Raw genomic sequence first — 26412 nt, 5'->3', positions numbered from 1 at the left:
ATGGCCGTGACCGAGGATGTCGTCGCGCGGCTCGCCGATGAGGCGGGCATCGCTGCCGACTACACCGACGCCTTCGGCCAGCGCGTCGAGACCCCGCTTTCCGTGCGCCAGGGGCTGCTCGCCGCCCTCGGCCTGCCGGCCGGCTCCGAGGACGAGGCGCGGGCAAGCCTCGCGCGGATCCGCTCGTTGCGCCAGGGCTTGGTGCCGCCGCTGGTCCCGGTCGAGGCCCGCCGCGCCGTGCGGGTAAAGGTGCGGGCGGAGGCGAGCTCCGGCACGCTGAGCTGGCGCATCGTCGACGAGCGCGGCACCGCCCGCGACGGGCGCGTGGCCTTGAACCCTGAGACCGCCGCGATCGAGCTGCCGCCGCTCACCCCCGGCTATCACCGCCTCACCGTGAGCCTGGGCGACCGGCGCGCCGAGGCGACGGTGATCGCAGCACCCCAGCGCTGCTGGCGTCCGCGGGCGCTCGGCGACGAGGGTGCCCGCGACTGGGGCCTCGCCGCCCAGCTCTACGGCCTGCGCTCCGACACCAATCTCGGCATCGGCACTTACGCCGATGCCGGAAGGGCCGCGGCGGATGCCGGCGCCCGGGGCGCGGCCTTCTTAGGGTTGAGCCCGGTCCATGCCCTGTTCTCGACCGACCGGCAGAAGGTCTCGCCCTACTCGCCGTCCTCGCGGCTGTTCCTGGAAACCCTGTTCATCGATCCGAGGTCGCTGCCGGGTCTCGCCGGCAGCCGGGCCGAGCGGCTGATGACGGAGTCCGCCTCGGAGATCGCTCGCCTGCGCGACGCCTCCCTCGTCGATCATGCCGGGATCTGGCAGGTCTTGAGCCCGGTGCTGGAGGCCCTGTGGCAGGATTCGCCGGCCCGGGCCGGGCGTGACACCGAGTTCCTCGCCTTCCGCGCCGCAGGGGCTGAGAATCTGGAGGCCCATGCCACCTTCGAGGCTCTGGCCGAGCATTTTTCGAAGATGGGCGCGAACTGGCTCGGCGACTGGCCGGAGGCCTATCGCCGCAACGGCACGCCGGACGTCTCCGCCTTCGCCGCCGAGCACCAGGAGCGGGTGTCGTACCACGCCTGGCTGCAATTCCTCGCCGACCGGCAGCTCGCCGCGGCTTCCGCGCAGGCGCTCGCCTCGGGCATGCGCCTCGGCCTCTACCGCGACCTCGCAGTCGGCGCCGATCGCGGCGGCTCGGAGATCTGGTCGCATCCGGAGCGCTTCGCCGCCGGCCTGTCGATCGGCGCGCCGCCGGACATCCTGGCGCCGCAGGGCCAGGATTGGGGCCTGCCGCCCTTCGACCCGCTGGAACTGGAACGCGACGGCCTCGCGGCCTTCCGGGCGCTGGTTCAGGCCAACATGCGCCATGCCGGCGCGATCCGCATCGACCACGCCTTCCAGCTCGCCCGCCTGTTCCTGATCCCGGTCGGGCAGGGGGCGAAGGCCGGTGCCTACGTGGCGATGCCGTTCGAGGCGATGCTGGCGGTCCTGCGCCTGGAGAGCCACCGGGCGAAGTGCCTCGTCATCGCCGAGGACCTCGGCACGGCGCCGGCCGGATTCTCCGACGCGCTGATGCAGGCCGGCATTCTGAGCTACCGCATCCTGTCCTTCGAGCGGGGCGAGGGCGGCCGGTTCAAGCGACCCGCCGAGTATCCGCGCGACGCGCTCTGCGCCATCACCACCCACGACCTGCCGACCTTCGTCGGCTGGTGGCGCGGCGTCGATACCGAGCTGCGCCAGTCGCTCGGCCTCTACGACGCCGAGCGGGCGGGCGCCGAGCGCGAGGAGCGGGTGCACGAGCGCCGGCGCCTCGCGGAAGCCCTGAACCAGGAAGGCCTGGTCCCGACGGCGGATGTCCCCGACCAGCCGCCCTTCGAGGCGGCCGTGCGCTTCCTCGCCCGCGCTCCCTCGGTGCTGACGGCGGTGCAGTACGAGGACATCCTGGGCGAGGTGAGCCAGGCCAACATGCCGGGCGTCACCGAGGGCTATCCGAACTGGCGCCGCAAGCTCGACCGCGACCTCGACGCGATCGCGGCGCCGGGCGGGCCGCTCGCCAAGCTCGCCGCCTCGCTCTCGTCCGAGGAGCGGGGCCCGCGCTCGGGCGCCGCGCGGCTGGCCTCGCCGCCGCCGCGGGCGACCTACCGGCTGCAATTCCACAAGGACTTCACCTTCGACCACGCGGCCAAGATCGTCCCGTATCTCGCCAAGCTCGGCATCAGCCACGTCTACGCCTCGCCGATCCACAAGGCGCGGCCCGGCTCGATGCACGGCTACGACATCGTCGACCATCGCGAGATCAATCCGGAACTGGGTGGGGAAGAGGCCTTCATCCGCTTCAGCGACATGCTGAAGGGTCACGGGCTGAAGTTCCTGCTCGACATCGTGCCCAACCACATGGGCGTCGGCGGCGCCGACAATCCGTGGTGGCTCTCGGTGCTCGAATGGGGCGCCCTGTCGCCGGCGGCCGACGCCTTCGACATCGACTGGGGCCGGCTCGGGGCCCGCAACAAGCTGGTCGTGCCGTTCCTGGGTGATCGTTACGGCGAGGCGCTGGAGAAGGGCGACCTGAAGCTCGCCTTCGATCCGGAGGAGGGCGGCTTCAGCGTCTGGCACTTCGAGCACCGCTTCCCGGTCAACCCGCTGAACTACCCGATCATCCTCGACCGGGCGCTGGCGGCCCTGCCGGAAGTCGGCGACGAGGGCTCGGCGGAGGTGCTGTCGATCTCCGAGCGCCTGCGCCGGATGGGCGACGAGACCAATTCCGAGCGCATGGCCGCCTTCCCGGAGGAGGCAGAAGGCTTGAAGCGGCGCCTCGCCCACGCGGTCTCGGCCTCGCCCGGGCTGAAGGCGGCGATCGACCGGGCGGTGACGCTGGTCAACGGCTTCAAGGGCCATCCCGACAGCTTCGGGGCGCTCCACCGCATCCTCGAGGCGCAGGCCTACCGGCTCGCCCATTGGCGGGTCGCGGCGAGCGACATCAACTACCGCCGCTTCTTCGACGTGAACTCGCTCGCCGGGCTCAAGGTCGAGGACAGGCGGGTCTTCGAGGGCGCCCACGCGATGCTGTTCCGCCAGATCCGCGAGGGACGGATCGACGGGTTGCGCATCGACCACATCGACGGGCTGGCCGATCCGGCGGGCTATGCCCGCGCGCTCCAGGCGGCGCTCGGGCCCGGCTTCTACATCGTGGTGGAAAAAATCCTGGAGCCCGGCGAGCGCTTACGGCCCTGGCCGATCGCCGGCACCACCGGCTACGACGTGCTCAACCAGATCGACGGGCTGTTCGTCGACCAAGGGAAGCGCGAGGCGGTGCGTAAGCTCTATGCCGGGGCGACCGGCATGGACGAGCCCTATCCCTGGCTCCTGCGCAACGTGAAGGGCGAGATCCTGGAAACCAGCTTCGCCAGCGAGCTGGAAGTCCTGACCTCGGACTTGAAGCAGGTGGCCGATGCCGACCGGCGCACCCGCGACTTCTCGGTCAATGCCCTGCGCCAGGCCTTGTCCGAGATCATCGCCCGCTTCCCGGTCTATCGCAGCTATCTGGGCTCGGACCTCGACGAGAACGAGATCGAGCCGGAAGACCTGAAGCTCATCGGCGATACGGTGCGCAAGGCCAAGCGTCGGTCCAGCCTGCCCGATCGCTCGGTGCACGATTTCGCCGAACGGGTCCTGCTCGGCCGGCTCGACACCGAGGGTCCGGGCCGGCCCGACCCCGAGGTGGTGCGCCGCTTCCGCCGCCGCTTCCAGCAGCTCACCGGCCCGGTGATGGCGAAAAGCCTGGAGGACACCCTGTTCTACCGCTTCGTCGAGCTGCTGGCGCTCAACGAAGTCGGGGGCGATCCGGGGGAGTACGGGGTCACGGCGGAGCATTTCCACGCGCTGCAGGCCGCCCGTGCCCGCGACTGGCCGAACGCGATGATCACCACGGCCACCCACGACACCAAGCGCGGCGAGGATGCCCGGACCCGGCTGCTGGCCTTGTCAGAAGTCCCGGACGAATGGGCCGATGCCTGGGCTTTGTGGGGCGAGCTGGCGAAGCCCCACCTCTCGCAGGTCGAGGGCGAGGCGGCGCCCGATGCCAACGACCAGTGGATGTTCCTGCAGGCCATCCTCGGCGCCTGGCCGCTGGAGCTGCTGACCGACTCCCCCGACCCGAAGGCCGTCGAGGAGTTCCGCCAGCGGCTCGGCGCCTATGCCGAGAAGGCGATGCGCGAGGGCAAGCGCCGGTCGAGCTGGGTCAACGTCGACGAGGCCTATGAGGGCGCCGTCGCCAAGCTGTTCGACGCCCTGGTGGCGCCGGGCTCGGAGTTCCTGCGGGACTTCAAGCCCTTCGCCGAGCGGCTGGCCCGGGTCGGCATGGTGACGGGCCTCGCCCGGTCGGCGCTGAAATGCACCCTGCCGGGCCTGCCCGACATCTACCAGGGCACGGAGTTCTGGGACTTCTCCTTCGTCGATCCCGACAACCGCCGCCCGGTCGACTATGCCGGGCGCGAGGCGGCCCTCGGGCAGGACGGCGCGCTCGACGACCTGCTGGCGTCCTGGCCGGACGGGCGGATCAAGCAACGGGTCCTGGCCCGGCTGCTCGCCGACCGCGCGGCATTCCCGAGCTTCTACGCCGAGGCCGATTACGCGCCGGTCGTGGCCGAAGGGGAGGGGGCGGAGCGCGTCGTCGCCTTCCTGCGCCAGGACGCGAGTGCGGGCGCGGAGGCCAGCGACCTGCTGGTGGCGGTGCCGCGCCGCGTCGCCGCCGCGGAGCTTCCGAGCCTCGCGGGTGCCTTTGCCGGCACGTCGCTGCCGGTGCCGGAGGGCAGCGTCTGGCGCGACCTGGTGACGGGCGAGGAGATCCGGTCCGAGGGCGGGCGGCTGTCGATGGCTCGACTCTTCGCACGTCTCCCCCTGGCCGTTCTGCGTCACTCCGCCAGTTGAGACCCCGGCGCGGGGCTCCGGTCCCGCGCCTGTACGACGAGAAAGAGCAGGCAGGATCGGGCCGATGAACGTACCCCGCACCAGCACCAAGCCGGCGAAGCGCACCCGCGAGGTGACGCCGCTGCCGGCCACCCTGGCGCCGCTGGCGGCCGGACCGCGGATCTACAACCTGTTTCCCCTCCTGGTCGGCCGGGTCTCGGCCTGGACCGCGGAACTGCCCCGGATCGCCGAACTCGGCTTCGATTGGGTCTATCTCAACCCGTTCCACCAGGCCGGCGGCTCGCGCTCGCTCTACGCGGTAGCCGACGTGGATCGCCTCGACGAGCGCCTGCGCGATCTCGACGGCACGCCCGACGACGAGCAGATCCGCCGCTTCTGCGCGGCGGCCGCCGGGCACGGCCTCAAGATCATGACCGACCTGGTGGTGAACCACGCCGCCAATGACGGCAGGCTGGCGCATGAGCGCCCGGATCTCTTCGTGCGCGACGCCTCCGGCGCGCCGGTGAGCCCGCACGCCGTCGATCCCGACGATCCGAGCAAGATCACCGTCTGGGGCGACCTCGCCGAATTCGACTACGTGGCGTCGGGTCCGCGCACGGCGCTCACCGAATTGTGGAACGGCTACATCGCGAGGCTCCAGGCTCTCGGCGTCGCCGGCTTCCGGTGCGACGCCGCCTACAAGGTGCCGCCGGACGTGTGGCGCAGCCTGATCGGTGCCGCCAAGGAGCGCGACCACGCGGCGCTCTTCGCCGCCGAGACGCTCGGCTGCACCTTCGAGGAGGCCCGCGCCACGGCCGAGGCCGGGTTCGACTACCTGTTCAACTCCTTCGCCTGGTGGGACCTGAAGGCGCCCTGGGCCCTAGAGCAGTACGAGCGACTGCGCATCCTGGCGCCGTCGATCGCCTTCCCGGAGAACCACGACATGCAGCGCCTCGCCGCCTCGCTGAATGGCGGGCGCGAGGCAGTGGCGGCGGAACTCAAGAGCCGCTACGCGCTCGCCGCCTTCTTCTCGGCCGGCGTGCTGATGCCGATCGGCTACGAATGGGGCTACGCCAAGCCCCTCCATGTGGTGGACACCACACCGGAGAGCCGCGAGCACCAGACCGGCATCGACATCTCGGGCTTCATCGCGGCGATCAACCGCCTGCGCGCCGATTTGCCGGCGGCCAATGTCGAGGGCGCGCAGTGGCGCCTCTCAGCGCCTGACGCGTCGTATGTCGCGCTGATCCGCATCGATACCGGCCATACCGGCTCGGCCGAGAACGCCGTGATCGTGCTGCACAACCCGACCGACAAGCCGGTCGCGGTCGATCCGGCGCCGCTGATCGCCGGCACCGGCGGCGAGTTCGGGCCGTTCCAGGACCTGACGCCGGAAGTCTCGCCCCTGGTCTTCCGCGCCGACCAGTCGATCGGCCTGGAGCCGCGCGCGGTGCGCATCCTCGCCGCCCGCCGCATCGGCGCCATGCGCCGTCCCCGCCGCGCCACCCCGGACGGGGAGGGCCGCGTCGTCATCGAGGCGGTGAGCCCGGAGATCGATGGCGGCCGCTCGGCGATCAAGCGGGTCGTCGGCGACCAGGTCCATGTCGAGGCCGACATCTTCACCGACGGGCACGACGTCATCAACGCCGCGGTCCTGTCGCGGCTCGCCGGCGAGACCGAATGGCGCCGCGACCCGATGCTGTTCGTCGACAACGACCGCTGGCACGGCCATTTCCCGCTCACCCGCAATGCCCGCTACGAGTACACCGTCGAGGCGTGGCGCGACGACTTCTCGTCCTGGCTGCGGGGCCTGGAGAAGAAGCGCAAGGCCGGCATCGCCGTGCATCTCGAGACCCAGGAGGGCGTCGGCCTCGTCAAGCGCGCCGCCGCGCTCGCCGAGGGCAGCGATGCTACGGCGCTGAACGGCCTCGTGGCGGCGCTCGAGGCGGACGAGCCGGGCTCGGCGGCGCAGCTGCGCCGCTTGCTGGAGCAGACGGCGCTGATCCATCGCAATTCCGAGCGGGTGAACCTCTCGCGCTATCCCGTGGTGCTGGAGGTCTTCGCCGACCGGCTCGCCGCCCGGTTCTCGGCCTGGTACGAGATCTTCCCGCGCTCGCAATCGGGTGATCCGAACCGCCACGGCACCTTCGACGACGTCATCGCGCGCCTGCCCGAGATCCGCGAACTCGGCTTCGACGTGCTCTACTTCACGCCGATCCACCCGATCGGCCGCACCAACCGCAAGGGCAAGAACAACTCGCTGAAGGCGCGTGACGGCGATGTCGGCTCGGTCTACGCCGTCGGCGCCGAGGAGGGCGGCCACGAGGCGGTGCATCCCGACCTCGGTACCCTGGACGATTTCCGCCGCCTGGTCGCCGCCAGCCACGCCCACGGCATGGAAGTGGCGCTCGATTTCGCCATCCAGTGCTCGCCGGACCATCCCTGGATCAAGCAGCATCCGGAATGGTTCGACTGGCGGCCCGACGGCACGATCAAGTTCGCCGAGAACCCGCCGAAGAAGTACGAGGACATCGTCAACGTCGATTTCTATCGTGAGGGCGCGTTCCCGTCGCTGTGGATCGAGCTGCGCGACATCATCGCCGGTTGGGTCGAATTGGGCGTGAAGATCTTCCGGGTCGACAACCCGCACACCAAGCCGATCCCGTTCTGGGACTGGATGATCCGCGACATCAACGACCGCTACCCGGACGTGCTGTTTCTCGCCGAGGCCTTCACCCGGCCGAAGATGATGAAGAAGCTCGCCAAGGCCGGCTTCCAGCAAAGCTACACCTACTTCACCTGGCGCAACACCAAGGACGAGCTGGCGGCCTACGCGACCGAACTCGCCGGCGAGATGGGCGAGTATTACCGACCGAACTTCTTCGCCAACACGCCGGACATCAACCCGGTCTTCCTCCAGACCAGCGGACGGCCGGGGTTTATCATCCGGGGAACGCTGGCCGCGACATTGTCGAGCGTCTACGGCATCTATAACGGCTTCGAACTGTGCGACGCCGCGCCGGTGCCCGGCAAGGAAGAGTATCTGGACTCGGAAAAATATGAGCTGAAGGCCTGGGATTATTACCGCCCCGGCAACATCCGCGACCACATCATCGCGTTGAACCGCATCCGGCGCGAGAACCCGGCGCTCTGGGATTTTCGCAATGTCGTCTTCACCCCGGCCTGGAACGAGCAGATCCTGGCCTACCTGCGGATGACGCCGTCCGGCGACAACGCGGTGTTCTGCATGGTCAACCTCGACCCGCGGAACCGCCAGGAATGCACCTACGAGGTGCCGCTTTGGCAGCTCGGCCTGCCCGATGACGGCGCGGTCGAGGTCGAGGACCTGCTCCAGGGCTACAAGTTCGAATTGCGCGGCAAGACCCACCGCATCGCCCTCGATCCGGCCGAGCGTTCGGTGGTGATCTGGCGCCTTCGCCGCCCCGACCGGCTTGCGGCGCCCGGCGGCGCGTGGCAGCACGGCTCTGCCTAGCCGAGTGCGTATCGGCGCGGACGGGTGACCGTCCGTGCCGGCAGGCAGCCCGAACTCTCCCCGGCGCCCCGCGTTGAGCTTGAAGCATGGCGAATGCCACGACAGCCATCAGCCCGGCGCCACGACCCGATCGAATGAGGCTCTGACGCGATGATCGATCGTACCGATCCGCAATGGTACCGTGACGCCATCATCTACCAGGTGCACGTCAAGTCCTTCTTCGACGCGAACAACGACGGCATCGGCGATTTCGACGGCCTGACCGCGAAGCTGGACTACATCCGCGACCTCGGCGTCACGGCGATCTGGGTGATGCCGTTCTATCCGTCGCCCCTGCGCGACGACGGCTACGACATCGCGGATTACCGCGACATCAACCAGTCCTACGGGACGATGGACCAGTTCCGGACCTTCGTGGACGAGGCCCATGCCCGGAATCTCCGGGTCATCACCGAGCTCGTGATCAACCACACCTCGGACCAGCATCCGTGGTTCCAGCAGGCCCGCAACGCCCCGAAGGGTTCGGAGTGGCGCGACTTCTACGTCTGGTCGGACACCGACGAGAAGTACACCGACACCCGCATCATCTTCCTCGACACCGAGGCCTCGAACTGGACCTGGGACCCGGTCGCCAAGGCGTATTACTGGCACCGCTTCTACTCCCACCAGCCCGACCTGAACTTCGACAACCCGAAGGTTCTGGACGCGGTCATCGAGGTGATGCGCTACTGGCTCGACATGGGTGTGGATGGGTTGCGCCTCGACGCGATCCCCTACCTGATCGAGCGCGACGGCACCAATTGCGAGAACCTGCCCGAGACCCACACGGTCATCAAGAAGATCCGCGCCGCCCTCGACGAGTCCTACCCCGACCGGATGCTGCTGGCGGAAGCCAACCAGTGGCCGGAGGAGACCGCGCAGTATTTCGGCGAGGGCGACGAATGCCACATGGCGTTCCACTTCCCGCTGATGCCGCGGATGTACATGGCGATCGCGCAGGAGGACCGGCACCCGATCACCGACATCATGCGGCAGACGCCGGAGATCCCCGACGGCTGCCAATGGGCGATCTTCCTGCGCAACCATGACGAGCTGACGCTCGAGATGGTGACCGACAAGGAGCGCGACTACCTCTGGAGCTTCTACGCCGCCGACCGGCGCGCCCGCATCAATCTCGGCATCCGCCGCCGCCTCGCGCCCCTGCTCGAGAACGACCGGCGCAAGATCGAGCTGATGAAGTTCCTGGTCCTCTCGATGCCCGGCACCCCGGTGCTGTACTATGGCGACGAGATCGGCATGGGCGACAACATCTATCTCGGCGACCGCGACGGCGTGCGCACGCCGATGCAATGGTCGCCGGATCGCAACGGCGGCTTCTCCCGCTCCGACCCGGCCCGCCTGTTCCTGCCGACGATCCAAGACCCGATCTACGGGTTCGACGCGGTCAACGTCGAGGCCCAGACCCGCGCCCAGACCAGCCTGCTCAACTGGACCCGGCGGATGATCGCGATCCGCAACAACCACGTCTCGCTCGGGCGCGGCGCCCTGCGCTTCCTGTATCCCGATAACCGCAAGGTGCTGGCCTGGATCCGCGAGCACGACAACGAGCGCGTGCTCTGCGTCGCCAACCTGTCGCGGGCGCCGCAGGCGGTGCAGCTCGACCTCTCGGATCTCCGCACCGCGGTGCCGGTGGAACTGACCGGCGGCACCTCGTTCCCGCCGATCGGCGACCTGCCCTACCTGCTGACCATGCCGGCCTACGGCTTCTACTGGTTCTCTCTCTCGACGGCGAATGCCGGCACGATGGGCCCGAGCCCCGAGGCGCCGGAGCTGTTCACCCTGGTGCTCACCGGCGGCGTCGAGACCCTGATGAAGGGCCGCGAGCGCCAGGCCTTCGAGCGCACCGTGGCGCCGCGCTTCATCGGCTCGCGGCGCTGGTTCGGCGCCAAGGGCTCGCGCATCCGCGGGGTCGAGGTGGTCGACAGCGCGATCCTGCCGCGGCTCGAAGGCTCGAACGGCTTCCTCCTGCCGCGCATCGCCGTCTCGCTCGCCAATGGCGAGACGCAGGAATACTTCGTGCCGCTCGCCGTCGACGAGGGCCGCGAGGACGAATCGCTGATGGACCACGCGGTCGCCCGGGTGCGCCGCGGCCCGCGGATGGGTCTCCTCTACGGCGCGGCCTCCTCGCCCGACTTCGCCCTCGCGATGGTCGACGCGATCCGCCACAACCGCGAGATCGCGTCCGAGAAGGGCAGCATCCGCTTCACCGCGACCTCGGCCTTCGACCCCGAGCTCGAACTCGATCCGGCCGATATCCGCCGCCTGTCGGCGGAGCAGAGCAACACCTCGATCGCCTTCGGCTCGCGGGCGATGCTGAAGCTCCTGCGCCGCCTCCAGCCCGGCTCGCATCCGGAGGTCGAGGTCGGCCGCTTCCTCACCGAGGAGGCCGGTTTCAAGAACACCCCGGCCCTGCTCGGCGTGATCGAGCATGTCGGGCCCGACGGCACGGCCACGGCGCTCGGCCTGCTCCAGGCCTTCGTGCGCAACCAGGGCGATGCCTGGACCCTGATGCTCGAATACCTGCGCCGCGACCTCGACGCGATCGTGCTGGTGCCCGAGAGCGAGGCGCATTCCCCGGAGGAGACCTTCGCCACCCATCTGCGCTGGGCCGGGCTGCTGGGCCAGCGCACCGCCGAGATGCACCGGGCGCTCGCCAGCGAGACCGCCGACCCGGCCTTCGCCGCCGAGCCGTTCACGGCCGAGGATCTGGCGGCGCTCGCCGCCGATACGCGGCGCCAGGCCGAGAAGGCCCTGCGGGCCTGCGGGGCGCTCGGCGCCGCGGCGTCGGAGGGAGCCCGCGAGGCCGCCGGCGCGATCCTAGCCGCCAAGGCGGAGATCGAGGCTTTGGTCGCGTCGCTCAGCCGCGAGGCGCCGCAGGGGGCCCACCGCACCCGGATCCACGGCGACTATCATCTCGGCCAGGTGCTCGCCTCGCAGGACGACCTCATCATCGTCGATTTCGAGGGCGAGCCGTCGCGGCCGGTGGACGAGCGCCGGGCGAAGTCGACGCCGTTGCGCGACGTCGCCGGCATCCTGCGCTCCTTCGCCTATGGCGGCGAGACCGTGACCCGGGAGGTCGCCTCGCGCTTCGCCGATGCGAGCGAGCGGGCGAAGTCCGCCGTCGCGGCCTGGCGCGGGATGGTGAGCGGGGCCTTCCTGGAGGCCTATGCCGCCACCGTCGACGGCAGCCGCGCCGCCGTCACCGACGAGGCGACGCGGGAGCGCCTGCTGCGCCTCTGCCTGTTGCAGAAGGCGCTCTACGAGATCGATTACGAGGCCAACAATCGTCCGGACTGGATCGAGATTCCGGCCCGCGGCGTGCTGGCCATCCTGGCCGACCAGAAAGGTGCGTAACCCATGGACGACGAGACCCGCGCCCGGAAGCCGGCCGCTCGCCGGCACCAGACCGACCGCAACCTTGGGATGCCCGTGACCGACAGTTCCAGAGATACCGGCAAGAAGACCGGCAAGCCAGCGAAGGCGGACAAGTCCAAGGTCGCGGCCGTGCTGGTCACGCCGGTCACGGCCGGTGCCAAGGGCATGGACGAGAAGTCGGGCAAGAAGGGCAAGGGACCCGTGTCGTCCAAGCCGAAGAAGCACGTCTCCCTGCGCGTCGCCGCCATGCAGGCGGCGGCCTCGCCGAAGGTGTCCGGGCCGGCCCCGAGCCGTCCCGCCCGGCCGCCGGTGCCGGGCCGCGCCTACGCGGTCCATCCCGACGCCGTCGAGGCGATGATGCGGGCCGAGCACGGCGACCCCTTCGCGGTGCTGGGGCCGCACGAGGTCGGGGAGGGGCAGTGGGAGGTCCGCGCGGTGCTGCCGGAGGCCCGTGCCGCCACCGTGGTGATCGGCGACACCCGCGTTCCGATGGAGCGACGCCACCCGGCCGGCTTCTTCGTCGCGAGCTTTTCCCATCCGCAGCGGCCGGATTACCGCCTCGCCGTCGAGGGCTGGGACAATACCGAGCGCACCCGGCGCGACCCCTACGAGTACGGCGCGACCCTGAACCAGCAGGAGATCGGCCTCCTGCGCGATGTCGGCAACGACGCCGTGCACCGGGTGCTCGGAGCGCAGGCGGTCGAGATCGGCGGCACGCCGGGCTTCCGCTTCGCGGTCTGGGCGCCGAATGCCCGCCGCGTCTCGGTGGTCGGCGACTTCAACGACTGGGACGGACGGCGCCACCCGATGCGGCTGTGGCCGGATGGCGGCGTCTGGGAGTTGTTCATCCCCGAACTGAAGAAGGGCGGCCACTACAAGTTCGAGATCCGCGGGCCCGACGGCGCGCTGCTGCCGCTCAAGGCCGACCCGGTCGCCTTCGCGGCCCAGCAGCCACCCGAGACCGCCTCGCGACTCGAAGGCCTGCCGTCACCGGTCTGGCGCGACCAGGCCTGGATGCAGAGCCGCAACGCGCTCGACCATCGCCACGGCCCGATCTCGATCTACGAGGTCCATCTCGGCTCCTGGGCGCGGGTGCCCGGCGAGGGCAACCGCTACCTCACCTATCGCGAACTGGCCGACCGCCTGATTCCTTATGCCAAGGAAATGGGCTTCACCCATATCGAGCTCTTGCCGATCACCGAGCATCCGTTCGACGGGTCCTGGGGCTACCAGCCGGTCTCGCTCTACGCGCCGACCAGCCGCTTCGGCTCGCCGGAGGATTTCTCCGAGTTCGTCAACGCGGCGCACGAGGCCGGCATCGGCATCCTGCTCGATTGGGTGCCGGGCCACTTCCCCCTCGACGCCCACGGCCTCGGCCAGTTCGACGGCACGCATCTCTACGAGCATGCCGACCCGCGCCAGGGCTTCCACCAGGATTGGGGCACCTACATCTACAATTTCGGGCGCACGGAGGTCTCGGCCTTCCTCGCCTCGAACGCCCGGTTCTGGCTCGAACACTACCACCTCGACGGGTTGCGGGTCGATGCGGTGGCGTCGATGCTGTACCTCGACTATTCGCGCCGGGCGGGCGAGTGGATCCCGAACCAGTATGGCGGCAACGAGAACCTCGAAGCCATCGACTTCCTGCGCAAGACCAACGAGGCGACCTACAGCCACGCCCCCGGCACGATGACGGTGGCGGAGGAATCGACCTCCTGGCCCGGCGTCTCGCACCCGACCTATACCGGCGGCCTCGGCTTCGGCTTCAAGTGGAACATGGGGTGGATGCACGACACCCTGCGCTTCATCTCGAAGGAGACGGTGCATCGCCGCTACCACCACCACGACCTGACCTTCGGCCTGCTCTACGCCTTCTCGGAGAACTTCATTCTCCCGCTCTCCCACGACGAGGTGGTGCATGGGAAAGGCTCGCTGCTCGGCAAGATGCCGGGCGACCGCTGGCAGAAATTCGCGAACCTGCGCGCCTATTTCGGCTTCATGTGGGGCCATCCCGGCAAGAAGCTCCTGTTCATGGGCGGCGAGTTCGGCCAGGAGAAGGAGTGGAACCACAACCAGAGCCTCGACTGGCATCTGCTGGACGATCCGTTCCACGCCGGCCTCAAGGCCCTGGTCCGCGACCTCAACCACCTCTACATCGCGACCCCGGCGCTGCATGAGCGCGACACCGAGGCTGCCGGCTTCCAGTGGCTGGTCTCGGACGATGCCGAGAACAACGTCATCGCCTGGGCCCGCAAGGGCCGCGCGCCGGGAGAGATCGCGGTCGTGGTCTCGAACTTCACCCCGGTCGTGCGCCACGGCTACCGCATCGGCGTGCCGATGGCCGGTCATTACCGTGAGGCGTTCAACTCGGATGCCGAAGGGTATGGCGGCAGCAATGTCGGCAATTACGGCGGGGTCGATGCGGCGGCGGAGCCATCGCATGGGCAGGATCACTCGCTGACCCTGTCGCTGCCGCCGCTGGCGACGTTGATCCTGGTGCGGCAGGGCTGAGGACATAGACGACGGTCACAAGAAGAGGCACAGGTTTCCCCTCTCCCCGCGGGCGGGGAGAGGGCCGAGCCTCCGTTCAGGGGGCTCGGCAAGCGGAGGCGTAGCCGGAGCGAGGGTGAGGGGGTGGTGGCGGCTGCGGCTCCTCCGGAAACACCCCCTCACCCTCGCGGCGAACCTACGGTTCGCCGCTCCCTGAGCCCCTTCGGAGCTCAGGCCTCTCCCCGCCCGCGGGGAGAGGGGAAACCCGCGCTTTCCTAGTTTATCAATTGATGTATTAGCATGGGGTAACACGTCTCTCACCGAAATCTTGACGATAGACGTACGACCTTCACTCTCCCGTGCCAGAACTGCTTAACCGAGAAACCCGAACCCGCTTCGGCCCCCCGCCCCCAATCTGCTATGAACTTCCGGCGATCGGTGAGAGGGTCAGTCATCCCATGTTGACGGCGTTGTCCAAGCAGTTGATGCCGCCATGGATGCAATCCATGGCCCGGCGAGCCAAGTTGGAGCGCTCGCTCAAGTCCTTCGAGCAGCGAGTCGTGTCGCATCGCTTCGGCGGGATCGATCTGAAGGTCAGCCTGTGCGATCCGGTCGGGGCCGAATGGTACGACCACGATTCGGGAATGCTCGCCGAGATCGCGTTCTTCAAGGAGAGCGGGGCACTCAAGGACGGTGCGGTGGTGTTCGACCTCGGCGCGCACCAGGCCGTGGTGGCGTTGCAGCTCGCCAGCCATGTCGGCCCCACCGGCCGGGTCGTGGCGCTCGAGGCCAACCCGCATAATGCCCGCGTCGCCAACGAGAACGTCGCCCTCAACGGCGTCCGCAACCTGACGATCCTGCACGCCGCCGCGGCGAGCGAGGACGGGGTGCTGGAATTCAACGAGAGCCTGAACGGCCAGGTAGACGGCGGTGCCGGCACCCACGGCAAGGTTCAGGTCAAGAGCCGCTCGATCGACAGCCTGGTGCAGGAATTCGGCACGCCGGACATCGTCTATGTCGATGTCGAGGGTTTCGAATGCGCGGTGCTGGACGGGGCCGGCGCGTCGCGCGACCGGATCCCGAACTGGTTCATCGAGGTCCATGGCGGGGCGGGCCTCGAAAAGTTCGGCGGGTCGGTCGACAGGCTGCTCGGCTACTTTCCCGCCGACCGGTTCAAGCGCCATTTCTGCCGCTCGGACGAGGGGCCGTTCGTTCCCTTGAGCGAGACCGGCTCCCTCGAAGGGACGCGCTGGTTCTTCATCGCCACGCGGATCTGACTCCCACACGCTCCGGCTTGCGCCGGAGCGTGCCGCTTGCGATCCCTGGGTCTCCCGTTCCATCGGTGAGTTCCAGCATGACCGTCACGCCCCTGCCCGACACGATGCCGCCGGTGAGCCGCGAGGCGGCTGGGGTGTGGCCGAGCGGCATCGGCGAGCTCGTGGCCTACGGCGTCGAGCGGCCCGGCCTGATCCCGCTCTGGGTCGGGGAGGGCGACCGGCCGACGCCGGCCTTCATCGCCGAGGCGGCGCAGCGGGCCCTGCGCGACGGCGCCACCTTCTACACCCGGATGCTCGGCATCGCGCCGCTGCGCGAAGCCCTGGCCGAGTACGTTTCGGGACTCTACGGCGATCCCGTCGGGCCGGAACGATTCTTCGTGACGGTGGGCGGCATGCATGCCTTCCACACCGCGATCCGCATCGCGGCCGAGCCCGGCGACGAGGTGGTGCTGCCGACCCCGACCTGGTCGAACTTCTTCGGCGCGGTCGCCATGCAGGGAGCTAGGCCCGTCGCGGTGCCGATGCAGTTCGATGCCCGCAACGGCTGGAGCCTCGACATCGCCCGGATCGCCGCCGCGATCACCCCGCGCACCCGGGCCATCGTCCTCAACACCCCGGCGAACCCGACCGGGTGGGTCGCGACGAAGGCCGACCTCGCGGCAGTCCTGGACATCGCCCGCCGCCACGACCTGTGGATCGTCGCCGACGAGATCTACGGCCGGTTCTGCTTCGATCCCGCTCACGAAGCGTCGGGCCGGGCGCCCTCGATCCGCGACGTCTGGCAGAAGGAGGATCGCGACCGGGTGCTGTTCGTCCAGACCTTCTCGAAGAACTGGGCGATGACCGGCTGGCGGGTCGGCTGGCTGGAGGGCCCGGCCTCGATCGGCCGGATCGTCGACGGGCTCGTCCTCTACGGCACGTCGGGCGTCGCCACCTTCCTCCAGCACGCCGCGATTACGGCGATCCGGGAGGGTGAATCGCTCGTCGCCGAGCAGATCGCGCAGGCACGGGCCGGGCGGGCCATCGTCTGCGACGCCTTGAGCGCATTGCCGGGCGTCGAACTGCCCTCGCCCCCCGGCGCCTTCTACGCCTTCCCGCGGGTGCCGTCCGAGCCGGACGACGTCCGCCTCGCCAAGCGCATCGTCGATCGGGCGAATGTCGGGCTTGCGCCGGGCTCGGCCTTCGGGCCCGGCGGGGAGGGCTTCTTGCGACTGTGCTTCGCCCGCTCCGCCGCCGACCTCACCGAGGCGATGCGCCGGATGGTGCCGGTGCTGGGCGAGCGGTGAGAGCCCGTCCGGGTCGACCGACGATCATGATACCCTCAGGGTCATTCCGGGGCCGCGAAAGCGGAGCCCGGAATCCATAACCGCAGATCGTTCAGGAAAAGGCGGATAGCGTTCCGCTATATTCTTCCACACCCGTGTGTCTGGATCCCGGGCTCCACTGCGTGGCCCCGGGATGACGCGGAGGGTGTCATGATCCCCGTGAGCAATCGACGTTAAGAAAACTCACCGCTTGCGCACGAACTCCGTGCGCAGCACCAGACCCTTGATGGTCTCGTGCCGGCAATCGATCTCGTCGTCGTTGTCGGTGAGCCGGATCGAGCGGATCACCGTGCCCTGCTTGAGGGTCTGGTTCGCGCCCTTGACCTTCAGGTCCTTGATCAGGGTGACGGAATCGCCGTCGGCCAGCATGGTGCCGGAAGCGTCGCGCACCTCGCGGGTCGCGGCGGCTTTCATCTCGCTGCCTGGGCGCCACTCGCCCGTCGCCTCGTCGTACACGTAATCGTCGTCGGCACCCGTCACGCTCGTCCGTCCTCCGTTGCATCGGCCTTGTCGCCGGGCGGAGCGGTCCGCCGCAAGGGCGCGCGCCTCAGATAACCGGTAGCCCGCGCTGCTTGGCCTCTTCCGCCGGCTCGACGTGGATCGTCACCACGGCGCCCTCCACCGCGCCCTCGATCGCGGCTTCCAGCCGGTCGCAGATCGTGTGCGATTCCGCCACCGTCATCTCGCCCGGCACCACGAGGTGGAAGTCGATGAAGGTGACCTGACCGGCGTGGCGGGTGCGCACGTCGTGGGCTTCCAGCGCCCCCTCGCCGTGCTCGGAGATCAGCCGGCGGATCTGCCCCACCATCTCGGGCGGCGCCGCCTCGTCCATCAGGCCGTTGACGGAGTCGCGCACCATCGCGCCACCCGACCACAGGATGTTGACGGCCACCACTGCGGCGATGACCGGATCGAGGATCGCCCAGCCGGTCGCGGTGGCGAGCCCGAGCCCGATCAGCACACCGCCGGAGGTGAAGACGTCGGCCAGCACGTGCTTGCCGTCGGCCACCAGGGCGGGCGAGCGCCAGTCGCGCCCGCGCCGGACCAGCATCATGCCCCAGACCAGGTTGATCACCGTGGCCAGACCGTTCACCGCGACGCCGATCAGCGGCGCGTCGAGGGTCTTAGGTGCCAGGATCGCGTCGTAGGCGTCGCGCAGGATCACCACCGCGGCGACGATGATGAGCGCGCCCTCGATCACCGCCGAGAAATACTCGGCCTTGTGGTGGCCGTAGGGATGGTTCTGGTCGGCGGGCTGGGCGGCGACGCGCAACGCCACGAAGGCGGTCATCGCCGCCACGACGTTGATGATGCTCTCGAGCGCGTCCGAATAGAGCGCGAGGCTCCCGGTGATCCACCAGGCGAAGAACTTGAGGGCGAGCACCAGGAGCCCGACCCCGGCGCTGGCGAGGGCGGCGGCTTGCGCACGTTCCATGACGATGTTCCGAGAAGCTTGGTCGGTGCCGCAGAGGAATGGCGCCCGCTGCGGCGCGGCGCCGCTCCCTTAAGGCGGCGCCCCCCGGGAAGGCCACGGCACAGGTCATAGCTCGGGCTATGACGCCCGGTCAGGGATGTGCGGTCAGGCCGTGGCCGGCCGGTCTCCTGCGGACCGGGCCTGCTCGCGCAGGCGGCTCACCTGGGCCCGCGCCCGTGCCGTCGCCGCCTTGCGTGCATAGTGCTGGCGCATGAAGCCGAAGCGTGCGGAGGCCGCGAGGCTGTCCAGCCGCGCCGCCTCGGCGTCCCACCAGACGACGAGCTCGGCATCGAGGGTCGGATGGCTGGCCATGACGGGAACTCCTGACGACGACGCCGTTCCAGATGGGGCGCCGGGGGCCGGTGCGCCATGCCCTCCGGCGGGATGTGCGTCTGCCCCATTGATCCGGCGGCGGAATCCTGGCTGAAGGGCCGGATGCGCGTGGACCTGTTCGATTTCGACCTGCCGGAGGAGTGCATCGCCCTCCGGCCCGCAGTGCCGCGGGACGGTGCCCGGCTGATGCTGCTCCATCCCGGCTCAAGGCCGGAGGACCGCATCGTGCGCGATCTCCCCGGCCTGCTGCGGCCCGGCGACGTGCTGGTGTTCAACGACACCAGGGTGATCCCGGCGCGCCTGCGCGGCCTGCGCCACCGGGACGGCACCACGGTGCGCCTCGAGGCGATGCTCCACCTGCGGGAGGCGCCGGATCGCTGGCGCGCCTTCGCGCGGCCGGCCAAGCGCCTGAAGGTCGGCGACCGGGTCAGCTTCGGCGGGGCCGGGGAGGGCGGCCCTTGCGCCCTGACCCGCCTCGACGCCACCATCGTCGAGCGCGGGGAGGGGGGCGAGACCACCTTCGCCTTCGACCTCGCGGGACCCGCCCTCGACGAGGCGGTGGCCGCGCTCGGCGAGTTGCCGCTGCCCCCCTACATCGCCGCCAAGCGCCCGACCGACGCGCAGGACGCCGCCGATTACCAGACCGTCTACGCCCGCGAACCCGGGGCGGTGGCCGCGCCGACCGCCGGCCTGCACTTCACCCCCGACCTGCTGGCGGCCTGCAATGCGGCCGGCCTCGCGCAGGTGCGGGTGACGCTGCATGTCGGCGCCGGCACCTTCCTGCCGGTCAAGGCCGACGACACCGACGCGCACCGGATGCATGCCGAGATCGGCGAGATCACGCCAGACGCCGCCGAGGCCCTGAACCGGGCGCGGGCAACCGGCGGGCGCATCGTGGCGGTGGGCACCACGGCGTTGCGGCTCCTGGAGAGCGCCGCCGAGCCGGACGGGACGATCCGGCCCTGGACCGGCGCCACCGACATCTTCATTACGCCCGGCTACCGCTTCCGCGCGGCGGACGTCCTGATGACCAACTTCCACCTGCCGCGCTCGACGCTGTTCATGCTGGTCTCGGCCTTTGCCGGGCTCGAACCGATGCGGGCGGCCTACGCCGCCGCGATCGAACGCGGCTACCGGTTCTATTCCTACGGCGATAGCAGCCTGCTCTTCCGGGCGGAGACGCGATGACCGACCAGTTCACCTTCACCGTCGCCGCGACCGACGGGCCGGCCCGCACCGGCGAGATCCGGATGCCGCGGGGCGTCATCCGCACCCCGGCCTTCATGCCGGTCGGCACCGCCGGCACCGTCAAGGCGATGTATCCCGAGCAGGTGAAGGCGCTCGGCGCCGACGTGGTGCTGGGCAACACCTACCATCTGATGCTGCGCCCCGGCGCGGAGCGGGTGGCGCGGTTGGGCGGCCTGCACGCCATGATGCAGTGGCCCTACCCGATCCTGACCGATTCCGGCGGCTTCCAGGTCATGTCGCTGGCGGGCCTGCGCAAGCTCGACGAGACCGGGGTGCGGTTCCAGTCGCATCTCGACGGCTCGACGCACCTGCTCAGCCCCGAGCGCTCGATCGAGATCCAGGGCCTGCTCGGCTCCGACATCCAGATGCAGCTCGACGAATGCGTGCGCCTGCCGGCGCCGGAATCGGCGATCGAGAGCGCGATGCGCCTGTCCCTGCGCTGGGCCGAGCGCTGCCGCATCGCCTTCGGCGACCAGCCCGGCAAGGCGATGTTCGGCATCGTCCAGGGCGGCGACATCCCCGCCCTGCGCATCGAGAGCGCCAAGGCCCTGGTCGATCTCGACCTCAAGGGCTATGCCGTCGGCGGGCTGGCGGTCGGCGAGCCGCAGGCGACGATGCTCGCCATGATCGAGACCGTCGAGCCGCACCTGCCGATCCATAAGCCCCGCTACCTGATGGGCGTCGGCACGCCGGACGACATCGTCCAGGCGGTGAGCCGCGGCATCGACATGTTCGATTGCGTGATGCCGACCCGGGCCGGCCGCCACGGCATGGTCTATACCCGCCACGGCCGCCTCAACCTGCGCAACGCGCGATTCGCCGAGGACAATTCCCCCCTCGACCCGGAATCGACCTGCCCGGCGGCGAACCAGTACAGCAAGGCCTACCTGCACCACCTCGTCCGTGCCGGCGAGATCCTGGGCATGATGCTGCTGACCTGGAACAACCTGTCCTACTACCAGGATCTGATGGCGGGCCTGCGCCGGGCCATCGCCGAGGGGCGGCTCCAGGACTTCATCGGCGAGACCCGCGAGGGCTGGCAGAAGGCGGAGCGCGACCGGGCGGGGTGAGCGCCCGGGCCGGTCGAACCCGAGATGGGGAGGGCGGCGCGGCTCTAGCGCAGCAGCGTCGCCCGCACCCACCAGCTCGGTTGCGCCGCCGCGATCGCCCGAGCGGCCGCCATCGCCGCCGAGCGGTGGCCGAACAGCCCGAACACCGTGGCGCCGGAGCCCGACATCCGGGCGAGCCGGCAACCCGGCTGGTCGCGCAGGGCCGCGAGCGTGTCGCCGATCACCGGCGCGACCGTGAGGGCGGGAGCCTCCAGGTCGTTGCGGGCCGGCAGGATGCGGGCGATCAGCGCGTCGAGACCGTGCGCACCGTCGATCGCCGGATGGGGCTCCCCGGCGAGCGGATGCGCCTCGCCGACCTTGAGCCCGAGCGCGCGGAAGACCGGCGCCGTCTCGACCGGCACGCCGGGATTGATCAGCACTGCCGGCAGGGCCGCCAGGGCCAGCGCCGGGCCGACCGCCTCGCCGGCACCGCGCATCATCCGGGCCCGCGGATCGAGGCAGACCGGTACGTCGGCACCGGTGCGCCGCGCCGCAGCCATCAGGGCCGGGTGATCGGGCCCCAAGCCGTTGAGGCGCCCGAGGAGGCGCAGGGCGGCGGCTGCATCCGACGAGCCGCCGCCGATCCCCGCCGCCACCGGCAGGCGCTTCAGCAGGTGAAACCGTCCGACCTTCAAGTCCGGGATCCCGGCGGCGAGGTGGCGGGCCGCCCGCATCACCAGGTTGTCGTCGGTCGGGCCGGCGGGACCGGCGGTCGGGCCGGTGACAGTGAGATCGAGCGCCGGTCCCGGCTCCAGGGTGAGGAGGTCGCTCGCGGACGAGCCGGCGAAGACCACCAGGCTCTCCAGGGCATGGTAGCCGTCGCCGGGGCGCCGGCCGAGCACGTGTAGGGTCAGGTTGATCTTGGCGGGCGCGCGGGTGGCGAGGGAAGGCACGGGGACGTCTCTCTGAACGGGCAGAGGGCGCGGCGCCCTTCGGCACCGCGCCCACACTCTCATCTCGATGGTCGAAGGGGAGGGAGCGTCAGCCCCCGCTCTTCGTCTCCGTGCCCATCGCCGGCGGCTCGGTCGGGGCCGGAGCGCCCTTCGGCATCTCGGGCTGCGGCGCCGGGGCGGGCTGGGTCTCGGCGGTGGCGGCGGGCTTTTCCAGCTCCGGCAGCCCGTCCTTCAGCTTGGCCTCGATCTTCGCCAGGTCCTCAGGCTCGGGGTTCAGGTCCTTGGCGTGCTGCCACTGGAACTTGCCCTCGAGCCGCCGGCCGGAGCGCCAATAGGCGTCGCCGAGGTGGTCGTTGATGGTCGGGTCGCCGGGCTTCAGCTCGATCGCCTTCTCCAGCTCGCGCACCGCATCGTCCCAGCGGCCGAGGCGGTAATAGGCCCAGCCGAGGCTGTCGATGATCATGCCGTCGCGCGGCTGGAGGTCGACCGCCTGCTTCAGCATGCGGAAGGCCTCGTCGATGTTCATGTTCTGGTCGACCCAGGAATAGGCCAGGTAGTTCAGCACCTGGGCGCGGCCGTTGGGCTGCGTCGCCGGCACCAGCTCCAGCGCCTTCTTCAGGTCGGCCTCGGCCTTCGGCCATTCCTTGGCGCGCTCGTAGGACGTGCCGCGGAAGTAGTACAGGGTCCAGTAGTTGCGCGCCGGCTGGTCGCCGATCAGGTCGATCGCCTTGGTGTAGGTCTGGGCCGACTCGGCGTATTTCTTGCGCGAGCGCTGGACGTTGCCGAGCGCCGAGATCACGTCGATGTCGTTGGGATAGGTCTTGGCGACCTGGTCGAGATGGGTGAGGGCTTCCTCTCCCTTGCCCATCTGCTCGAGGTTGAGGCCGATCTGGATGTCGGCGTTGAGCTTGAGCGGCGAACTCGCCGGCATGCGGGCGAAGACCTCGTTCGCCCGGTCGGGCGCCTTCATCCGCTCCAGCGTGTCGGCCAGCGTCAGCAGCGCGAGCGAATGCTCGGGGGCGAGGTAGAGCGCGAGGCGCAGGTACACCACCGCCGGCAACTCGTCGCCCTGCGAGGTCCCGGCCGAGCCGAGGCCGTAGAGCACCTCCGCGGCGCCTTCCTGGGCCGAGGTGATGAGCGGGGTGAGCGGCTTGCCGGCCTTCAGCTTGTCGAGGGCGTCGCGCACGATCGGGTGGCGCGGCAGGACGTTGTCGAATTCCTGGTAGGCCGCCACCGCGAGGTCGGGCCGGCCGGAATCCGCCTCGAAGCGGCCATAGGCGTCGACGATGCGAAGCGTGTTGCGGTCGGCGTCGTAGGCCGATTTCAGGCGGCGCTCCGCCTCGACCTTGTCGCCGACGAGCGCGGCGATCAGGCCCGCGTGGTAGTCGCGAAAGACGTTGTAGTAGCGCTCGCCCTTGAGCTTGTTGATGGTCTCCTGCGCCTTCTTGCCTTCGCCGGCCCCGGCATAGGACCATGCGGTCAGAAGCGTCGAGGTCAGGTCGGCGGCGGCGCCCTTGCCGCCGCGCTGGAGGTTCTGGCGCGCCGCGGCGAATTGCTTGGCCTTGATCTTCTGCACGCCGAGCGCGAGCTGGGCGAGGCCGTTGGCCCCGTCCCGCGCCGTCAGCCGCTCGGCGGCGCGGAACGCCTCCGGCAGGGAACCGTCGGCGAGCAGGGCCACGAAGGAGCGTTCGAGGAGTTCGGCGTTGCGGGGGTCGCCCTTCACCGCCTCGCGGTAATAGGTGGCGGCGGCGGCCGTGTCGCGGGAGGCGCCGGCGATGTAGGCGGCGAGGAAGTTGCCTTCCAGCGAATCCGCCGGCTCGTAGGCCTGCGGGGCAGCGATCTCCCGCGCCGGCAGCCGCGCCGCGAGGGCCGGCGCCGTCGAGGCGGCGAGGAACAGGGCCAGCGCGGCGCGCGCCGATCCGCGGCGGGGGGCAGGGATTCGGGTCTTGAGCACCAAACTCGTGGCTCCGTGATCGCGCCGGCCGCGGAGCCGGCACGCGAAATCGGCGCGACATTGGACCCTGCGCGGGGCAGCGGCAAGACCAAACGGCGGCGGCGATGTGTCGGGGGCCGGCGCGCGCGGCGGCGGCGGGATGGCTGCAACTGCCCGTAATGCCGTTCGGAGCGCCGGTTGTAAGACCAATGTTAAGCAATCATCGCGATAGGAAGAGGGGATGGGTCAAGTCATTCGGCCGAGTTTCCGGATATGTCGCTGCGTAGACAAATTTTCCTCATCCTGGGCCTGATCGGCTGCCTCTTTCTTGGGCTGACTGCCTTGCAGGTGATCGAGGCGTGGAACCGGGCCGACATCATGCGACGTGCGGCGGAGGCCAACCGGGTGACTGACGGGCTCGCCGCCGCCTCGGCTTCGCTGGCGGCCGAGCGCGGGCTGACCAACGGCTGGCTCGCCAAGCCGCCGGCGGAGGCGGAACGTCCGGCGCTATCAAGCTTGCGCGAGGAGGGGGACCGCAGGCTCTCGGCCGCCCTGCATGATCTCCGCCAGGACGATGCGGTGTCGAAGGCCGTGGCCGCCCTCGACGAGGCGCGCCGCGACCTCGCCTCCCTGCGCCGGCGGGTCGACCGCGTGCTGGCCGGCTCGCCCGATTCCGACCTCGCGGCGTCCTGGTTCCCGGCCGCGACCGGCGTGATCGCCCGCGAGCAGGCCCTGTTCGACGCGGTGCGGGCCGGCATCGCCGGCTCGCTGCCGGGCACGTTGCATCACGGCCTCGACATCAAGCGAGCGCTGTGGGATGCGAGCGAGTTCGCCGGGCGCGAGCGCGGGCGGCTCAACGCGGCGATCGCCGGGCGCCAGGTGCTGGCGGTGGACCAGGTCCGTGCCCTGGCGGCCCTGGCCGGGCGCGTCGACGCGGCGCTGGCCCAGGCCCGCGCCTCCGCGCCCGCCCTCTCGCCGGAGTTCCGGGACGCGCTGGCGGCGGCCTCCCGCCGGGTCGAGGCGTTCGAGGCGACCCGGGCGGCGGTGCTGCGGGCCGGCGCCGCGCGCGAGCCCTATCCGATGACGGCCGAGGAGTGGTTCGCCCGAGCCAGCGACGTCGTCGCCGGCATCGCCCAGGCGCGGGAAGCGGCCACCGCCTCGCTCGGCGCGATCGTGGCGGCGGAGAGCCGGTCGAGCGAGACCTGGTTGCTGGCGTCGCTCGCGATCCTCGCCGGGGCCTGCGCGGCGGTCGGCGGCGGTGCGCTCCTGCTGGTGCGCGGCGTGACCGGGCCGCTCGCCCGGATGATCGAAGCCATGCGCCGCCTCACCGCCGGCGACCTCGCGGTCACGGTGCCGGCAGCCTCGCCCCGCAGCGAGATCGGCGCGATGGCAACCGCGATGGTGCGCCTGCGCGACGGCCTCGCCCGCGCCGCCGCCGTGGAAGAGGAGGCGGCAATCGCCCGCCTCGGTGCCGAGGCACAGCGCCGCGCGGCCCTGCGCGACCTCGCCGACCGGTTCGAGGGCTCGGTCGGCGGCGTCCTCTCGGCGGTGACCGCCGCGGCCGCCGAGATGGAGGCCACCGCCCGCGGCATGAGCGAGATCGCCGGGCGCACGGCCGACCAGAGCACCCAGGTCGCCGCCGCTGCCGAGGAGGCCTCCTCGAACGTCGCGACGGTCGCGGCGGCGGCCGGGCAGCTCGGCACATCGGTGAACGAGATCGGCTGCCGGATCGGCGCCTCGGCCGAGATGGCCCGGAGCGCCGCGGCGGCGGCGGCTGCGACCGCCGACCTCGTCCACGAGCTGCGCCAGGGCGCGGCGCGGATCGGCGACGTGCTCGGGCTGATCTCGACCATCGCCGATCAGACCAACCTGCTGGCGCTCAACGCCACGATCGAGGCGGCGCGGGCCGGCGCGGCGGGACGGGGCTTCGCGGTGGTGGCGGCGGAGGTCAAGGAACTCGCCGGCCAGACCGCCCGCGCGACCGCGGAGATCGCCGACCAGATCGCCCGTATCCAGGGCTCGACCGAGCAGGCGGTCGCGGCGATCGGCGGCATCGCCGGGCAGATCGGTGACATCAGCTCAGCCAGCACTGCCATCGCGGCGGCGGTGGAGGAACAGGGTGCGGCGACCCAGGAGATCGTCCGCAACGTCTCGGAGGCCGCCAAGGGCACCGGCGAAGTCACGGGCAGCGTCGCCCAGGTCGCAGGGGCGGCCGACGAGACGGGCGCCGCGGCGAGCCAGGTCCTGTCGGCGGCGAGTGAATTGTCGCGCCAGTCCGAGCACCTGCGCGGGGAGGTGGGGCGGTTCCTCGCGACGGTCCGGGCGGCGTGAGGAAGGGTCGCGGACGTCGTTCGCGACCCGGTTTGTCACACCCTCCGCGTCATCCCGGGGCCGCGAAAGCGGAGCCCGGGCTCCAGAACCGCAGGTCTTTCCGAAAACGGCGGGCCGATCGCCGCTTCATTCTGAGCCATCCGCGGTTCTGGATTCCGGGCTCCGCTGC

Annotated in this window: 14 protein-coding genes; 9 read left to right on the top strand and 5 right to left on the bottom strand. The window is 70.4% G+C overall.

The window, feature by feature from the left end; translation table 11 throughout:
* The 6 genes from AC3AOF_RS10960 to AC3AOF_RS10935 all read left to right on the top strand — a co-directional run bounded on the left by AC3AOF_RS10960 (nucleotide 1) and on the right by AC3AOF_RS10935 (nucleotide 16883).
* Complete coding sequence (locus AC3AOF_RS10960) at nucleotides 1–4923, top strand: malto-oligosyltrehalose synthase (RefSeq protein WP_488348538.1); 4923 nt, start codon at nucleotides 1–3, stop codon at nucleotides 4921–4923.
* Between the two features lie 64 nt (nucleotides 4924–4987).
* Nucleotides 4988–8395 (top strand): maltotransferase domain-containing protein, encoded by a 3408-nt coding sequence (locus AC3AOF_RS10955; RefSeq protein WP_488348537.1) that lies wholly within the window; start codon nucleotides 4988–4990, stop codon nucleotides 8393–8395.
* Between the two features lie 150 nt (nucleotides 8396–8545).
* Nucleotides 8546–11809 (top strand): maltose alpha-D-glucosyltransferase, encoded by a 3264-nt coding sequence (gene treS, locus AC3AOF_RS10950; protein WP_488348536.1) that lies wholly within the window; start codon nucleotides 8546–8548, stop codon nucleotides 11807–11809.
* A 375-nt stretch (nucleotides 11810–12184) separates the two neighbouring features.
* Nucleotides 12185–14341, top strand: a complete 2157-nt coding sequence (glgB, locus tag AC3AOF_RS10945) for a 1,4-alpha-glucan branching protein GlgB (protein WP_236992923.1) — start codon at nucleotides 12185–12187, stop codon at nucleotides 14339–14341.
* A gap of 485 nt (nucleotides 14342–14826) precedes the next feature.
* Nucleotides 14827–15597: an FkbM family methyltransferase gene (locus AC3AOF_RS10940; protein WP_236992339.1), complete on the top strand. Its 771-nt coding sequence runs from the start codon at nucleotides 14827–14829 to the stop codon at nucleotides 15595–15597.
* A 77-nt stretch (nucleotides 15598–15674) separates the two neighbouring features.
* Nucleotides 15675–16883, top strand: a complete 1209-nt coding sequence (locus tag AC3AOF_RS10935; protein ID WP_488348535.1) for a pyridoxal phosphate-dependent aminotransferase — start codon at nucleotides 15675–15677, stop codon at nucleotides 16881–16883.
* Between the two features lie 222 nt (nucleotides 16884–17105).
* Here the strand turns inward: AC3AOF_RS10935 and AC3AOF_RS10930 are convergent, their stop codons facing one another.
* The 3 genes from AC3AOF_RS10930 to AC3AOF_RS10920 form a co-directional block, all read right to left on the bottom strand.
* Complete coding sequence (locus AC3AOF_RS10930) at nucleotides 17106–17402, bottom strand: alkylphosphonate utilization protein (RefSeq protein WP_236992337.1); 297 nt, start codon at nucleotides 17400–17402, stop codon at nucleotides 17106–17108.
* 67 nt (nucleotides 17403–17469) lie between these two features.
* The gene (locus AC3AOF_RS10925; RefSeq protein ID WP_488348534.1) at nucleotides 17470–18357 is read right to left on the bottom strand and encodes a cation diffusion facilitator family transporter; all 888 of its coding nucleotides are present in this window, start codon (nucleotides 18355–18357) and stop codon (nucleotides 17470–17472) included.
* Between the two features lie 144 nt (nucleotides 18358–18501).
* Nucleotides 18502–18708: a hypothetical protein gene (locus tag AC3AOF_RS10920; RefSeq protein WP_236992335.1), complete on the bottom strand. Its 207-nt coding sequence runs from the start codon at nucleotides 18706–18708 to the stop codon at nucleotides 18502–18504.
* Nucleotides 18709–18831: 123 nt separating this feature from the next.
* Here AC3AOF_RS10920 and queA point away from each other — a divergent pair, with 123 nt between their 5' ends.
* Together queA and tgt are read left to right on the top strand one after the other, a co-directional pair.
* Nucleotides 18832–19917, top strand: coding sequence for a tRNA preQ1(34) S-adenosylmethionine ribosyltransferase-isomerase QueA (queA, locus tag AC3AOF_RS10915; RefSeq protein ID WP_488348533.1), 1086 nt, complete (start codon nucleotides 18832–18834; stop codon nucleotides 19915–19917).
* The gene (gene tgt, locus AC3AOF_RS10910; RefSeq protein WP_488348532.1) at nucleotides 19914–21047 is read left to right on the top strand and encodes a tRNA guanosine(34) transglycosylase Tgt; all 1134 of its coding nucleotides are present in this window, start codon (nucleotides 19914–19916) and stop codon (nucleotides 21045–21047) included. The genes queA and tgt overlap by 4 nt, the downstream gene beginning before the upstream one ends.
* A 44-nt stretch (nucleotides 21048–21091) precedes the next feature.
* Here the strand turns inward: tgt and AC3AOF_RS10905 are convergent, their stop codons facing one another.
* Both AC3AOF_RS10905 and AC3AOF_RS10900 read right to left on the bottom strand, forming a co-directional pair.
* Nucleotides 21092–21979: a 4-(cytidine 5'-diphospho)-2-C-methyl-D-erythritol kinase gene (locus AC3AOF_RS10905; RefSeq protein ID WP_488348531.1), complete on the bottom strand. Its 888-nt coding sequence runs from the start codon at nucleotides 21977–21979 to the stop codon at nucleotides 21092–21094.
* A gap of 88 nt (nucleotides 21980–22067) precedes the next feature.
* On the bottom strand, nucleotides 22068–23933 hold the full coding sequence (locus AC3AOF_RS10900) for a tetratricopeptide repeat protein (protein ID WP_236992331.1): 1866 nt from the start codon (nucleotides 23931–23933) through the stop codon (nucleotides 22068–22070).
* Between the two features lie 252 nt (nucleotides 23934–24185).
* Here AC3AOF_RS10900 and AC3AOF_RS10895 point away from each other — a divergent pair, with 252 nt between their 5' ends.
* A complete protein-coding gene (locus AC3AOF_RS10895) occupies nucleotides 24186–26243 on the top strand; it encodes a methyl-accepting chemotaxis protein (RefSeq protein WP_488348530.1) in 2058 nt (685 codons plus the stop codon).
* Nucleotides 26244–26412: the final 169 nt, after the last annotated feature.

The sequence above is a fragment of the Methylobacterium sp. 142-1Y genome (assembly GCF_057747795.1).
This window is presented reverse-complemented; position numbering and strand designations above follow the sequence as displayed.

What these genes read in the sequence shown, in the direction of transcription:
- AC3AOF_RS10895 (WP_488348530.1), top strand. Translation starts at nt 24,186, where the DNA reads ATGTCGCTGCGTAGACAAATTTTCCTCATCCTGGGCCTGATCGGCTGC.
- AC3AOF_RS10935 (WP_488348535.1), top strand. Translation starts at nt 15,675, where the DNA reads ATGACCGTCACGCCCCTGCCCGACACGATGCCGCCGGTGAGCCGCGAG.
- treS (WP_488348536.1), top strand. Translation starts at nt 8,546, where the DNA reads ATGATCGATCGTACCGATCCGCAATGGTACCGTGACGCCATCATCTAC.
- AC3AOF_RS10925 (WP_488348534.1), bottom strand. Translation starts at nt 18,357, where the DNA reads ATGGAACGTGCGCAAGCCGCCGCCCTCGCCAGCGCCGGGGTCGGGCTC.
- glgB (WP_236992923.1), top strand. Translation starts at nt 12,185, where the DNA reads ATGATGCGGGCCGAGCACGGCGACCCCTTCGCGGTGCTGGGGCCGCAC.
- AC3AOF_RS10920 (WP_236992335.1), bottom strand. Translation starts at nt 18,708, where the DNA reads ATGGCCAGCCATCCGACCCTCGATGCCGAGCTCGTCGTCTGGTGGGAC.
- AC3AOF_RS10940 (WP_236992339.1), top strand. Translation starts at nt 14,827, where the DNA reads ATGGCCCGGCGAGCCAAGTTGGAGCGCTCGCTCAAGTCCTTCGAGCAG.
- AC3AOF_RS10955 (WP_488348537.1), top strand. Translation starts at nt 4,988, where the DNA reads ATGAACGTACCCCGCACCAGCACCAAGCCGGCGAAGCGCACCCGCGAG.
- tgt (WP_488348532.1), top strand. Translation starts at nt 19,914, where the DNA reads ATGACCGACCAGTTCACCTTCACCGTCGCCGCGACCGACGGGCCGGCC.
- AC3AOF_RS10960 (WP_488348538.1), top strand. Translation starts at nt 1, where the DNA reads ATGGCCGTGACCGAGGATGTCGTCGCGCGGCTCGCCGATGAGGCGGGC.
- queA (WP_488348533.1), top strand. Translation starts at nt 18,832, where the DNA reads ATGCGCGTGGACCTGTTCGATTTCGACCTGCCGGAGGAGTGCATCGCC.